This is a genomic window from Mesorhizobium sp. B1-1-6 (assembly GCF_006443035.1).
Lineage (GTDB): Bacteria > Pseudomonadota > Alphaproteobacteria > Rhizobiales > Rhizobiaceae > Mesorhizobium.
The window spans coordinates 128837-141935 of record NZ_VFWR01000009.1 but is presented as its reverse complement, the minus strand read 5'-3'; the positions used below and the strand labels follow the sequence as shown (position 1 = coordinate 141935).

General features: G+C 63.8%; 16 protein-coding genes. 8 read left to right on the top strand and 8 right to left on the bottom strand.

The genetic code is table 11. The annotated features are described in order from the left end of the window. The first annotated feature begins 143 nt into the window (after positions 1 to 143). Entirely contained in the window at positions 144 to 1163 is a 1020-nt protein-coding gene (locus FJ979_RS19210; protein ID WP_140491411.1) for a LacI family DNA-binding transcriptional regulator, read from the top strand. Between the two features lie 48 nt (positions 1164 to 1211). Here FJ979_RS19210 and FJ979_RS19205 read toward each other — a convergent pair whose 3' ends face one another. The 4 genes from FJ979_RS19205 to FJ979_RS19190 form a co-directional block, all read right to left on the bottom strand. After that, the gene (locus tag FJ979_RS19205; RefSeq protein ID WP_140582836.1) at positions 1212 to 2213 is read right to left on the bottom strand and encodes an LLM class flavin-dependent oxidoreductase; all 1002 of its coding nucleotides are present in this window, start codon (positions 2211 to 2213) and stop codon (positions 1212 to 1214) included. A 23-nt stretch (positions 2214 to 2236) separates the two neighbouring features. Further along, entirely contained in the window at positions 2237 to 2485 is a 249-nt protein-coding gene (locus tag FJ979_RS19200) for a hypothetical protein (RefSeq protein ID WP_140582833.1), read from the bottom strand. A gap of 73 nt (positions 2486 to 2558) precedes the next feature. Further along, positions 2559 to 3725, bottom strand: a complete 1167-nt coding sequence (locus tag FJ979_RS19195) for an AI-2E family transporter (RefSeq protein ID WP_140491417.1) — start codon at positions 3723 to 3725, stop codon at positions 2559 to 2561. A 151-nt stretch (positions 3726 to 3876) separates the two neighbouring features. Continuing rightward, positions 3877 to 4935 (bottom strand): LLM class flavin-dependent oxidoreductase, encoded by a 1059-nt coding sequence (locus FJ979_RS19190; protein WP_140491419.1) that lies wholly within the window; start codon positions 4933 to 4935, stop codon positions 3877 to 3879. Positions 4936 to 5155: 220 nt separating this feature from the next. Here FJ979_RS19190 and FJ979_RS19185 point away from each other — a divergent pair, with 220 nt between their 5' ends. After that, on the top strand, positions 5156 to 5584 hold the full coding sequence (locus FJ979_RS19185; protein ID WP_140491421.1) for a DUF6481 family protein: 429 nt from the start codon (positions 5156 to 5158) through the stop codon (positions 5582 to 5584). A gap of 182 nt (positions 5585 to 5766) precedes the next feature. Here the strand turns inward: FJ979_RS19185 and sugE are convergent, their stop codons facing one another. Both sugE and FJ979_RS33370 read right to left on the bottom strand, forming a co-directional pair. Then, positions 5767 to 6081: a quaternary ammonium compound efflux SMR transporter SugE gene (gene sugE / locus FJ979_RS19180; protein ID WP_140491423.1), complete on the bottom strand. Its 315-nt coding sequence runs from the start codon at positions 6079 to 6081 to the stop codon at positions 5767 to 5769. Between the two features lie 233 nt (positions 6082 to 6314). Continuing rightward, positions 6315 to 6440, bottom strand: a complete 126-nt coding sequence (locus FJ979_RS33370) for a hypothetical protein (protein WP_140491427.1) — start codon at positions 6438 to 6440, stop codon at positions 6315 to 6317. Between the two features lie 273 nt (positions 6441 to 6713). Between FJ979_RS33370 and FJ979_RS19170 the strand changes: the two genes are divergently transcribed. Both FJ979_RS19170 and FJ979_RS19165 read left to right on the top strand, forming a co-directional pair. Further along, a complete protein-coding gene (locus FJ979_RS19170) occupies positions 6714 to 7667 on the top strand; it encodes a cation diffusion facilitator family transporter (protein ID WP_140582830.1) in 954 nt (317 codons plus the stop codon). Between the two features lie 250 nt (positions 7668 to 7917). Then, positions 7918 to 8322: a GFA family protein gene (locus FJ979_RS19165; protein ID WP_140491431.1), complete on the top strand. Its 405-nt coding sequence runs from the start codon at positions 7918 to 7920 to the stop codon at positions 8320 to 8322. 19 nt (positions 8323 to 8341) lie between these two features. Here the strand turns inward: FJ979_RS19165 and FJ979_RS19160 are convergent, their stop codons facing one another. Next, the gene (locus FJ979_RS19160; protein WP_140582827.1) at positions 8342 to 9628 is read right to left on the bottom strand and encodes a DNA recombination protein RmuC; all 1287 of its coding nucleotides are present in this window, start codon (positions 9626 to 9628) and stop codon (positions 8342 to 8344) included. A 103-nt stretch (positions 9629 to 9731) separates the two neighbouring features. On the opposite strand from FJ979_RS19160, the gene def reads away from it, so the two are divergent. The 4 genes from def to truA are packed head-to-tail and all read left to right on the top strand — an operon-like array spanning position 9732 to position 12480. Next, on the top strand, positions 9732 to 10262 hold the full coding sequence (gene def, locus FJ979_RS19155) for a peptide deformylase (RefSeq protein WP_056573548.1): 531 nt from the start codon (positions 9732 to 9734) through the stop codon (positions 10260 to 10262). A 6-nt stretch (positions 10263 to 10268) separates the two neighbouring features. After that, positions 10269 to 11204, top strand: a complete 936-nt coding sequence (gene fmt / locus FJ979_RS19150) for a methionyl-tRNA formyltransferase (protein WP_140582824.1) — start codon at positions 10269 to 10271, stop codon at positions 11202 to 11204. Further along, the gene (locus tag FJ979_RS19145) at positions 11201 to 11707 is read left to right on the top strand and encodes an N-acetyltransferase (RefSeq protein ID WP_140514323.1); all 507 of its coding nucleotides are present in this window, start codon (positions 11201 to 11203) and stop codon (positions 11705 to 11707) included. Before fmt ends, FJ979_RS19145 begins: the two co-directional genes overlap by 4 nt. A 23-nt stretch (positions 11708 to 11730) precedes the next feature. Further along, complete coding sequence (gene truA, locus FJ979_RS19140; RefSeq protein ID WP_140582822.1) at positions 11731 to 12480, top strand: tRNA pseudouridine(38-40) synthase TruA; 750 nt, start codon at positions 11731 to 11733, stop codon at positions 12478 to 12480. Here the strand turns inward: truA and FJ979_RS19135 are convergent. Next, on the bottom strand, positions 12468 to 13097 hold the full coding sequence (locus FJ979_RS19135) for a transporter (protein WP_140514320.1): 630 nt from the start codon (positions 13095 to 13097) through the stop codon (positions 12468 to 12470). The genes truA and FJ979_RS19135 overlap by 13 nt on opposite strands. Between the last annotated feature and the right edge of the window lie 2 nt (positions 13098 to 13099).

Here is a 13099-nt window from a genome sequence, read left to right as displayed (position 1 = left end):
ATCTGGTCACGTGAGATTGGCTCATTTCAATTCTTGCGAAAAACCGCGATATTCCGTAGGTATGATGCATAGAGAGGCGGCGAAACGTTTCGAAAATGGCAAGGTCAAGGCAGACAAGGCAGCGAAAATCGACGGCGCCGACCATGCTTCACGTGGCCGAAGCGGCGCGCGTGTCGGTCGCCACGGTTTCGGCGCTGATCAACGGCACGGCGACCGTCAGCCCGGAGCTCAGCCAGCGCATCGAGCAGGCGATCCGCGATATCGGCTACAAGCGCAATGCGATCGCCCGCAGCCTGAAAATGGGCACCACGCGCACCATTGGATTGACTGTCCCGCACATCACCAATCCGTTCTTCACCGATGTCGTGTCAGTCATCCAGCAGGCCTTCGACCGCGCCGGCTATGCGGTCATGCTGTGCTGCACGGACGAGGACCTCAACACCCAGGACGACCAGATCAGGCTGCTGCTCGACCGCATGGTCGACGGGCTGATCGTGGCGCGCGTCGGCGATGGGACGATCCTCAAGCGCATCGTCGACGACGCCAACGTGCCGGTCGTCCTGCTTGACCGCATCTGCGACGGTGTCGACACGGATGCCGTGGTGCTCGACAACCAGCGCGCCGTGTTCGACGCCATCACCTACCTGATACATCTCGGGCACCGGCGCATCGGCTACATCACCGGAACGTCGGATATCTCACCGATGCATGATCGCATGGCCGGATATCGCGAAGCGCTTCAGGCAGCCGGCCTGCCGGTCGCCGAGGAGCTGGTACGTTCCGGCAATTTTCACGAGATCGACGGCTATAACGCGGCCATGCAGCTGTTGTCGCTGCACGACAGGCCGAGCGCGATCTTCTCCGCCAACAATCCGATGGTGATCGGCACCATGAAGGCAATCCGCGATATCGGCCTGTCCTGCCCGGAAGATGTTTCAATCGCCTGTTTCGACGATTTTCCGTGGTCGGACGTGTTTGTCCCGCAACTGACCACGGTGGCACAGCCGGTGCAGGCGATCGGCGAACAGGCGGCCAATTTGCTGCTCGACCGCCTTGCCGGAAATCGCGACGCGCCGCCGCGCAAGCTGGTGCTCAAGGGCCGGCTGATGATCCGCAATTCATGCCGACCGCTGGGAGCGGTGGCGCAGAGTGTGAGTGCGTAGAGCGGTTCAGTGGTTGAATCGCTATCGGCAAGCGCCGAGCTGGAAATCTCACGCCGCTTGCGACAGCGATTTGTGGGCGTCGGCCAGGATTTCGAAGGACCTCACCCGAGCCGCATGATCGAATATCTGCGCGGTGACCATCAATTCGTCGGCGCCGGTGCGGCGAACGAAGGCGTCGATGCCTTGCCGCACCGTTTCCGGCGAGCCGACGACGGCGCAGGACAGCGCCTGGCCGAGCATGGACTTGGCCATCGGATCGAGGTCGCGGTCATAATTCTCGACCGGTGGCGGCAATTTTCCGGGGCGGCCGGTGCGCAGATTGACGAAAGCCTGCTGCAGCGAGGTGAACAGCAGCCGCGCCTCAGTGTCGGTCGGCGCGGCAAAGACGTTGAGGCCGAGCATGACATAGGGCTTGTCGAGCTGTTCCGACGGCTGGAAGCGCGAGCGGTAGATTTCCAGCGCCTGGTCTAGCTCGGCCGGCGCGAAATGCGAAGCGAAGGCGTAGGGCAGGCCGAGCATGGCGGCAAGCTGCGCGCCATACAGGCTGGAGCCGAGGATCCAGACCGGCACGGTCTGGCCTTCGCCCGGCACGGCCCGCAGCCGCTGGCCCTCTTCCGCCGGCAGGAAATAGCCCATCAGCTCGACGACGTCCTGCGGAAAATTGTCGGCACCGGCCTCGAGATTGCGGCGCAAGGCGCGCGCCGTGTTCATGTCCGTGCCGGGCGCCCTGCCGAGGCCGAGATCGATGCGGCCGGGGAACAAGGCGGCCAGCGTGCCGAACTGCTCGGCGATGACCAGCGGCGAGTGATTGGGCAACATGATGCCGCCGGCGCCGACGCGAATGGTCTTGGTGCCGCCCGCGACATGGGCAATGACGACCGAGGTGGCGGCACTTGCGATGCCCGGCATGTTATGATGCTCGGCCAGCCAATAGCGCTTGTAGCCCAGCCGCTCGGCATGGCGGGCAAGATCGAGCGAATTGGCCAGCGACTGCGAGGCATCGCTGCCTTCGACGATCGGCGACAGGTCGAGGACGGAAAGGGCTGCCATGTCAGGTCTCCACGAGATTTATCTCAAGCACCCTGCCTCGAAGGCCGTGCGGTCGGGAATGAGGATGCCAAGCCGCCCCCGAGCGCATCGTCAAATCCGCTGGCCGCGGCCATGCGTTTCTGCTCGGCGGGGCTGCCGCGATGATGGACAGGAAATGCAATCCCGGATCTGTCGACGCCAAATGTTGGCGACGCGCCCAGCCGCGCATCGCGCAAGCCGGCATGGCCGATGCGAGCGAAACAGTCGTCGAGGTCGAAGGAAGCATCGCTCATGGGAAGGGCACCGGCCATTGGACCGGCCGGATATAGGCATTCGAGCCAGGCGCCGCAAACCAGACGCGCGGCTTTATGCCGGAGCCTTACCTTCCTCGGTGGCCTCATCTTCCACCGCCGAGAGATGTTGTGCCGCCAGGAAGTTGCCGACATGGCTCAGACCGTCGAAGTGATCGCAGAACACCTTGATGAGGACCAGCAGCGGCACCGCCATCAGCGCGCCGACAAAGCCCCATAGCCATGACCAGAAGGCAATGGCGATGAAGATCGCCACGGCGTTGATCTCGAGCCGCCGGCCGACAACCATCGGCGTTACGAATTGGCCTTCGACGATGTCGCACAAAAGCAGGAAGGCAGGCGCCAACAACGCATAGGAGATCGTGTCGAAGCTGATCAGCGCGATGATCGTGACCACGATGAGCGTGATCATGGCGCCGACATAGGGCAGGAAATTAAGCAGAGCGGCCGTGGCGCCCCAGACGAGCGGGTTGGGCATACCGAGTGCCCACAGACCAAGGCCAATGATCGTGCCGAGGCCGATATTGATGATGGTGACGGTGAGCAGATAGTGCGAGATTTCCCGTTCCACGTCGTAAACGACCCGCAGCGCCCGCTTCTTCTCGGTGAGGCTGGCGAAGGACTGGATGATCTTTTCATAGAACATCGTGCCTGAAGCAAGCAGGAACAGCGACAGCACGAAGATGATGGTCAGGCTTGTTCCCGCCGAAAGAATGTTCGAGGCCGCCGACGACAGGAAGCCAGACTGGGCTACCGCGACTTTCTGTATGCCCGGCTCCTGCGACGTCTCGGTGAGGCCTTCGATCTGATGTGTAACCTCCATCATCCTCTCGAGCGGAGGTCGCAAATGCGCCAGCCGCTCGGTCAGCCGCTGGCCGATCGACGAAGTGTTGTTGATGAGATCGATCACCGGGCCGCTCAGCAGGTAGCCGGCGCTGGCGAAGAGGCAGAGGGACAGAAGCACCAGAAGCGTCGCCGAAATCACCTCGGGTATGCCGCGCTTGCGCAGAAGCCTGACGATCGGCGTCAGCGTCAATGCCAGCAGAAAGGCCAGTATGACCGGCATGAAGAAGGCACGGGCGAAATAGAGCGCGTAGATGGCCATGAAGATGAAGATGCCGACGAGCAGCGAGCGTATCAGATGCGTGTCGGCGCGGGCGGCGATGCGCGCCTCTTCTGCTTCGGAAACGCCCGCGACCGAAGCGGTGGGGTCAGCTTTCATCACGGTCCCTCGGCGGCGCACCGCAATTGGCGCAACCGCTGAGAAAACGCCCCTGCCGGTCCAAGGTTCCGTGAGCCGGCGTTGACGGCGAGCCCACGAGGCCCGCCGTCGCGGTTATTGTTCCCGCGCAATTTTTCGCGGAAGTGCAACACTACGCGGCAGGCGCCGGGGCCGGGACGGCGTCAGCCGTTTCCTTGCGCACGATCGGCGCCACCCTGGTGCCGTAGAGTTCAATCGCCTTCATGACCTTGGCATGCGGCATGATGCCGATCGCCATCTGCAGCAAAAAGCGGTCATTGCCGAAGATCTTGTGCTGGGCGACGATCTTCTCGGCCACCTGCTCGGGATTGCCGACGAACAAGGCGCCGCCCGGGCCGCGTGACTGGTCGAAATGCGCCCGCGAGGTCGGACCCCAGCCGCGCTCGCGGCCGATGCGGTTCATCACCTCGGCCTGTGGGCCATAGAAATCGTCGGCCGCCTTCTCGGTCGTGTCGGCGATGAAGCCGTGGACGTTGATGCTGGTGGCAAGACCCTTCGGATCGGCGCCCGCGCGCCTGGCGGCCTCGCGATAGAGGTCAAACAGCGGCGCGAACCGCGCCGGCTCGCCGCCGATGATGGCGAGCGCCAGCGGCAGGCCGAGCGCGCCCGCGCGGGCGGCGGACTGCGGCGTGCCGCCGATGGCGATCCAGATCGGCAGTTTTTCCTGCAAGGGGCGTGGGTAGACGCCGCGATCGTTGATCGGCGCGCGCAGATTGCCGGACCAGGTGATCTTCACCTGATCGCGGATGGCGAGCAGCAGGTCGAGCTTTTCGGCGAACAGCTCGTCATAATCCTCAAGATTGTAGCCAAACAGCGGAAAGGATTCGATGAACGAGCCGCGCCCGGCCATGATCTCGGCCCGGCCGCCGGAAAGAAGGTCGAGCGTGGCGAATTGCTGGAAGACGCGGACCGGATCGTCCGAAGACAGGACAGTGACGGCGCTGGTCAGTTTTATGCGTTTGGTTTGCTCGGCCGCCGCGGCCAGAGCCACGACAGGCGCGGACGCGGCATAGTCCGGCCGGTGATGCTCGCCAAGGCCGAAAACGTCAAGGCCGACCTGATCGGCCAGTTCGATCTCCTCGATCAGGTTGCGCAGCCGCTCGTGCGGGCCGATTGCGCCGGGGCCCGGCTGCGGGCTGACGTCGGCGAAAGTGTAGAGACCGAGTTCCATCTGGTGTCATCCTGGCGTTTGATTTTCGCGCTAGAGGTAGCGATCAGCCCGTATCACCACCAGAGGGTCTGACTGCGAACAGTGCGTGTCCGTTTCGGCCGCGAAGGCGTCTCCCGGCTGCAACAGCACGGAATTTCATGGCTGGCATACCGTTTTGGCGCTTGAACTCCCGGTTTTCGCGCGTATGTAAGCGTCGCGAATTGACTTCAGGGAAGTGGACTTGGCTATCTACAGGGAAAAAGACATTTTCGAGCGGCGCAACGCCGCGAACGAGGCAAAGAAGGCGCTTCTGGAGCGCTTCAAGTCGAAGCCGGCGGCGGACGATCCCGCGGTGCTGGCGCGACAGGCCGAACGCAAGGCTATCCTTGCGGCGCGTGAGATACGCGAGGCCGAGAAGGCGAGGCTGAAGCAGGAAAGGCTGGCACGCGAGGCAATCGAGAAGGCCGAGCGCGAGGCCGCAGCCGAAGCCGCACGGGTCGCGGCCGAAGAGGCGGCGCAGGCGGAAGCCAGGATTCGGGAAGCCGAAGAGGCCGAGCGCATCGCGCGTCTGCTGGCCGACGAGGCCGAGCGCAAGGCGAAGCGCGACGCGCGCTATGCGGCGCGCAAGGCGCGCACCGGCAGGACACCGCCAGGCTTTACCGGCCGCTAGCCTCAGACCGCCGGAGCAACCTGCTTCGAGGATCAGGGTCGCTGCGAAGCGGCCCTGCATGCGTTTGTCCGCGCGCCAATTCGTGCGATTGCCGACGCCGTTCGTGATGCGACTTTCGCAAAATTGCTCTGTTTGCTTCGACGCAATTTCGGATGGAAAACCGCTTCGCTTCCTGGATTGCTTTATGCCGCGAATTTCAGCCCCATAATGCCGCAGACGATGAGCGCGATGCAGGCGAGCCTGATGACGGTCGCCGGCTCGCCGAGCAGCCAGATACCGAGCAGCGCCGTGCCGACCGTGCCGATGCCGGTCCACACCGCATAGGCGGTGCCGACGGGCAGCGCTTTCAGCGCCAGTCCAAGCAGCGTGAGGCTGACGATCATCGAGGCGACCGTGAGCACGGTCGGGACGAGGCGGGTGAATCCGTCGGTATACTTGAGGCCGATTGCCCAGCCGATCTCGAACAGGCCGGCGAAAAACAGAAAAATCCATGACATGGGGAACGCTCCATCCAAGCATCGCACCGACGTCCGTTCAGGACGATGCAATGCGCGATCGACCGAGCACCGCGGCAGCCGATGCCCTGTCAGACAGTGGGCGGGTCGTCCCGACCGGATTTCAGGAGATGTGGGGTCGTCCCCGCACCAGATATAGGGTGTCTTAACGCCCGATCAACAAACTGCCGGCGGTGTTCCGAACGCCGCCGGCGAACTCCATCCGAGGCACGCGACTATTTTTCCTTGAGCCTCGTTGCCTTGACCGGCGGCGCCTTGAGCGTGGGAGCAGCGGCCGGCTTCTTGGCGTCCTTCTTCGGCTTGCGGGCCTCCTTGCCTGCCTTCATCGCACCTTTTGCCATGATTCGTTCCTCCAGTTGCGGGAAGTGAAGTGAAACAAGAGAAATGCCTGTAGGCAAGGGCCGTTCGCGGTCACGGCCGCGAAAACCGGCAACCTGTTTCGGCGGCCTTATGAATCCGAACCGGCGCGCAGCGACTTGAACGGACGGGGTGTTGGTGCGTCGCGATGGCCGCGGAATTTCGGCGGGCCCGCAGCATGATCTCAAGGAAATCGGCTCCCACTTTTCCTGCAATTACTCTAGACTTCGCGTGTCGGACAGGACGACAGGGAAGCAATGGCGGGGCATGGCGGCTCTCGAACGGTCATTTACGCGGCGCTCGCCGGCAATCTCGCGATCGCGCTGACCAAATTCGTCGCAGCCTTCTTCACCGGCAGTTCGGCGATGTTTTCGGAAGGCGTGCATTCGCTGGTCGATACCGGCAATGGCAGCCTGCTGCTTTATGGCATGCATCGCGCCGCACGCCCGGCCACCCGCGCGCATCCGCTCGGCCATGGCCGCGAGCTCTACTTCTGGAGCTTCATCGTGGCGCTTCTCGTCTTCGCGCTCGGCGCCGGCGTATCGTTCTACGAAGGCGTGACGCACATCATTGCGCCCGAACCGGCCGCCAATGTCAGGGTCAATTACATCGTGCTCGGCCTGTCGTTTCTGTTCGAGGGCAGCTCATGGCTGGTGGCGCTGAGGGAATTCCGCCGGCAGAAGGGCCAGCAGGGCTGGCTGCAGGCTGTGCAATCGAGCAAGGATCCAAGCGTCTACACAGTGCTGTTCGAGGACAGTGCCGCGCTTCTCGGCCTGATCGTCGCCTTTGCCGGCATATCGGCGGCGGAGATTTTCGAGATGCCGGAATTGGACGGCGCCGCCTCGATCGGCATTGCACTGATCCTGGGTGCGACCGCGGCCTTCCTGGCGCGCGAGAGCAAGGGGCTGCTCATCGGCGAGCCTGCTTCGCCGGCGGTGCAGAAAGAAGTGCTGGCGATCGCCCAGCAGGATCCGGCGGTGCAGCGGGCGAACGGGGTCCTGACCGTCCACCTGGGGCCGGAAGAGATCGTTGCCGGCCTGAGCATCGAATTCGAGGACCATCTGTCGGCGCCGGAAATCGAAGCCTGCGTCGAGCGCCTCGAAGCGCGGCTAAGGAAGGAAATGCCCGAGATCACCCGGCTGTTCGTCAAGCCGCAGACGTCAGGCACCTGGGAACAGCGACGCAAGCTGATCGAATCCGCATCCGAGTAAAGTTTGAGCATGGTCTCGAAACCCGCATCCCACTCCTCGGGATCATGCCTCTGGATCAGCGTCTCGTTCGTTGCCTTGCGCCGCTACTCCGCCAGAGCAGTTCACCGTTTCAGGGAACGGCGAAACGCTCTATGTCTTTGTTTTTGCGCAATTCCATAGGGAAAGCGCTACGCGCTTTTCCTGGGAAAACCGTACACACTTTTCCTGGAATTGCTCTAGGATCAGCCGATCGAGTTTTGGAGGACTGATTATGAAGATCGACGGCGGCTGTCATTGTGGTGCCATCACCTATGAGGCGGAGGTCGAACCGGAAAAGACCTCGATCTGCCATTGTACCGATTGCCAACAGTTGACCGGTACGGCCTTTCGCGTCACCGTTCCGGCGCCTGAAGATCACTACCGGATCACAAAGGGTACACCGAAGGTCTACATCAAGACCGTGGCAAGCGGCGCCAAGCGCGTCCAGGCCTTTTGCGCCGACTGCGGTTCGCACCTTTACGCCACGTCGGTCGGAGATGGCCCAAAGGTCTACGGCATTCGAGTGGGAACCGCGCGGCAACGCCAGGATTTGATTCCGACACTGCAAAAATGGCACCGCTCGGCGCTTCACTGGCTACCTGAATTTCACGGCATGACCACAGTGGAGGAGCAGTAGCGCCGTCCGGTGCGGCGCCTCATTCGTCGCCTTCGACGACCCTCAGCCTGAGCTGGCCGGTCTTTGAATCGGCAACGCGTGGGGAATCGACAACGCGCGGGCCGGGTTCCGGCTTCGCAGGGGCTGGTGACGCCATGTCAGGGTCGGCATCGCCTCCGGGCTGCGCCCCAAACTCCAGAGCTTCGATCTTCTGGCCGCGTTTGGTCACCTTCGACGTCGAGACGAGGATGTCGTCTATATCCTTGGCCGACTGGGCAAAATGGCCCTGCAATTTGCGCACCCGCTCGTCGACGCGCGAAACATCCTCCATCAGCCGGATCACCTCGCCCTGGATCAGGTGTGCCTGCTCGCGCATACGGGCATCCTTCAGGATCGCCTGGATGACCTGGATCGACAGCATCAGGAGCGACGGCGAGACGATGACGACGCGGGCGCGGTGCGCCTTCTGCACCACCGCCTCGAAATTTTCGTGGATCTCGGCAAACACCGATTCCGACGGCACGAACATGAAGGCGGTATCCTGCGTCTCGCCCTGGATCAGATATTTATCCGCGATATCGCGGACATGCACCTCGATGTCGCGGCGGAAGGCCTGCGACGCGACCTTCTGCTGTTCGGCGCCTTCGGCGGCGCGGATGGCGTTCCAGGCTTCCAGCGGAAACTTGGCGTCGACGGCAAGCGCCGGCGCGCCGTTGGGCATCTTCACCAGGCAATCGGGACGGCTGCCGTTGGACAAGGTCGCCTGGAACTCGTAGGCGCCGTGCGGCAGACCGTCGGCGACGATCGCTTCCATGCGCGACTGGCCGAAGGCGCCGCGCGTCTGCTTGTTGGAGAGGATCGCCTGCAATTGCACGACCTGGCCGGCGAGCGACTGGATGTTGCCTTGCGCGGTGTCGATGACGGCCAGCCGCTCCTGCAATTTGGCCAGGCTCTCATGAGTGGATTTGGTTTGCTCGGTCATGGTCTGGCCGAGGCGGCCGGTCATGGCATCGAGGCGCTGGCCGATCGATTGCGTCAGTTCCGCCTGCCGCGCGCCGAAGACTTCCGCGATGGCGCCCATGCGGCCCTGCATCTCGGCTTGGCTTTGCAATATGCCGGCCATCCGCGCCTCGGCGTCGCGGGCATGGTCGGCGGCTTCGGCAGCGGCCACGGCGCGCGCCTTGGCCGAGCGCCACAGCGCGACGACAAGCGCCACGAACATGCCAAGAAACACAAAGGCCCCGAACGCCAGCGCATGGCCGAGCGTGATCGTGGTCGCGCCAAGCCGGGCGACAGGTTCCGAAAGGATGGATGTCAGGTCGTTCATGCACATAGCATAGACGATTCGGCCGGCCAGCACAGATCAAAACGTGAACGATCCCCCGGCGTACCGGTTGACGCCCTTTATTCAAGGTCTTAGGTGAGACGCCATGCCGATCAAGCCGCTCATCATTCTTCCCGACCCCATCCTGCGCCAGGTTTCCAAGCCGGTGGAGCGCGTCGACGCGCCCTTGCGCAAACTGGCCGACGACATGCTGGCGACCATGTATGACGCGCCCGGCATCGGGCTGGCCGCGATCCAGATCGGCGAGCCGCTGCGCATGCTGGTGATCGACCTCGCCAAGGAGGACGAGACGCCGGCGCCGCATGTCTTCATCAATCCCGAAATCCTGGAAAGCGCCGACCAGCGCTCCGTCTACGAGGAAGGCTGCCTGTCGATTCCCGACTATTATGCCGAGGTCGAACGCCCGGCTTCCGTGCGGGTCAAGTACCTCGACCGCGATGGCAAGCTGCAGGAAATGGAGGCCGAGGGGCTGATGGCAACCTGCCTGCAGCATGAGATCGACCATCTCAACGGCGTGCTGTTCATCGACCACATTTCGAAGCTGAAGCGCGACATGGTGGTGAAGAAGTTCAAGAAGCTGGCCAAGGACAAGGCTCCGGGCAAGCTGGTGGGATAGGGGACAATGCCCCTTCGCGTGATTTTCATGGGGACGCCGGAGTTTTCGGTGCCGACATTGCGCGCAATTGCCGATGCCGGACATGAGGTCGCGGCCGTCTACACGCAGCCGCCGCGAGCCGCCGGCCGGCGCGGCCTTGAGCTGACGCCGTCGCCGGTACAGCGCGAGGCGGAACGGCTGGGCATCGAGACGCGCACGCCGACGTCGCTCAAGGGCGAGGCCGAACAGGCAGCTTTTCGCGCGCTGCAAGCCGATATCGGCGTGGTCGTGGCTTACGGCCTGCTGCTGCCCAGGACGGTGCTTGAGGCGCCGCGACTGGGCTGCATCAACGGCCATGCCTCGCTGTTGCCGCGGTGGCGCGGTGCGGCGCCCATCCAACGGGCGATCATGGCGGGCGACAGCGAAACCGGCATGATGGTCATGCGCATGGAAGAAGGCCTCGACACCGGCCCGGTGGGGCTGGTTGAAAAATGCGTCATCGAACCCGATATGACCGCCGGCGATCTGCATGATCGATTGATGAGCGTCAGCGCCGCACTGATCGTGGAAGCGCTGGCGCGGCTGGAAAGGAATAGCCTGGCGTTCACCGCCCAAGCGGTTGAGGGGGTGACCTACGCCAAAAAGATCGATAAATCCGATACGCACGTGGATTGGACGCGACCCGCGGCCGAAGTCCACAATAACATTCGCGGCCTGTCGCCCTTCCCCGGCGCCTGGTGCGAGGTTGAAATTGGTGGCCGGGTGGAACGGCTGAAACTGCTTCGCTCGACGCTTGCGCAAGGCATGGGCGAACCGGGAGGAATTCTCGACGACCGCCTGACGGTCGCCTGCGGAGCGGGCGCGATCCGGCTGGTCGAAGTTCAACGGGCGGGCGGAAGGCCCGCCGCCGCGCAAGAATTCCTGCGCGGGACCAAGATCGAAAAAGGAATGAAATTGTCATGAGCATGATGTCGATACGCGCGGCGACGCCGCGGGATCGCGAGGCCATCCGCCTCGTCGAGGAACACGCTTTCGGCCAGCAGGCGGAGGCCGGGCTGGTTGACGCGCTGGTTTCCGGCGGCGACGCCGTTGTCGAACTGGTGGCGGAAGAAGACGGGCAAGTGGTTGGCCACATCCTGTTTTCGCGGCTTTTCGCCCGCACCGGCGGCAAGGATTTCCCGGCGGTGGCACTGGCGCCGCTGGCGGTGGAGCCCTCCTTTCACGGCACCGGCATTGGCGGCGCGCTGATCCGCGAGGCTCACATCCGCCTGCGCGACGCCGGCGAGATGCTGGCCGTGGTGCTGGGCGACCCCACCTACTACGGCCGTTTCGGCTACAGCCACGCGCGCGCCGAAGGATTCGAGAGCGAATACCAGGGCGAGGCGCTGCAGGCGCTGGCCTGGGGCGACGCTCCCGAAACCGGCCGGCTGGTCTACGCCTCGGCCTTCACCGCACTCGCCGCCTAGGCGAGTGCGTATAGCCGCCCGGCATGCCGCGTTTTCGCCTCGACATCGAATATGACGGCAGCCTGTTTGCCGGCTGGCAGCACCAGGCGGACCAGCCTTCGGTGCAGCAGGCGATCGAGCAGGCGATCGAAAAATTCTGCGGCCAGCAGGTCCGCTTGCGCGCTGCCGGCCGTACCGATGCGGGCGTGCATGCGACGGCCCAGGTGGCGCATGTCGACCTGGCCAAGGCCTGGCCGGACGACAAGGTGCGCGATGCCGTCAACGCGCATCTGCAGGGCGCGGGCAATCGCATCGCGATCTTGAAAGCCACGACCGTCGTCGACGGCTTCGATGCCCGCTTCTCGGCTATCGGCCGTCACTACCTCTACCGCATCCTCAACCGGCGCGCGCCCTCGGCGCTGGAAAAGGGCAAGGTATGGTGGGTGCCGAAGCAGCTCGACGCCACTGCCATGCACGAAGCCGCCAAAGTGCTGCTTGGACGGCACGATTTCACCACCTTCCGTTCCACCCAATGCCAGGCCGAGAGCCCGGTGCGCACGCTCGACCGTCTTGACGTCAGCCGTTCGGGCGACATGATCGAAGTCAGAGCCTCGGCGCGTTCCTTCCTGCACAACCAGGTGCGCTCGATGGTCGGCTCGCTCAAGCGCGTCGGCGAAGACGCCTGGACGGCCGGCGATCTCAAGGCGGCGCTCGAGGCGCACAACCGCGCCGCCTGCGGTCAGGTGGCGCCGCCCGACGGGCTTTTTCTGGTCGGCGTCGATTATCCCGGATAGAGTCCCGAAAGGCTCTGAGCTCCGGTGTCCGGAACCGTGATGCCAAGCAGTGCCTGCAGCCCGAACAGCACGATCAGCGAAGCGATGAACATGCCAACGAAGACAGCGGTCCCGATTGCGGCACCCCTGCCGATGGTCGCGTTGGTCATGCGCCAGGTCAGCACCATCGACAGCGCGAACAACAGCAGCGACACAAGGCTGGAGATCTGGCTCGCCGAGGTCAGGAAAAGCCTGATCAGCGCGGACGGCAGCATCAGCCAGGCCGTGATGGCCGAAGCCCAGTTCGAGGCCACGACATAGTGCACGAAGCGGCCGCCGATGCCGGCGCGCGGCGCGACCAGAGCGAGTGCGACCAGAGGCAGCACCCAGGAACCGATATCGACTGTCGCCAGCCGCAACAGCATGCTGAAGCGGCCCGCGAAGGCATCGGGATCGCCGATCTCGTTGGCGATGCCGACCCAGCCGACGATCAATGCCGGCGCCGCGACGACGATGGCGAAAAAGGAATTCCAGAAACCATCGGCAGACAGGTCGAGCAGACGCAGGCCATCGGCCCTGCCGAGCATCAGTCGCCAGGCGCCGGTCAGCGAAACTTGGGTCTCGTCCGCCGAAAGCATGC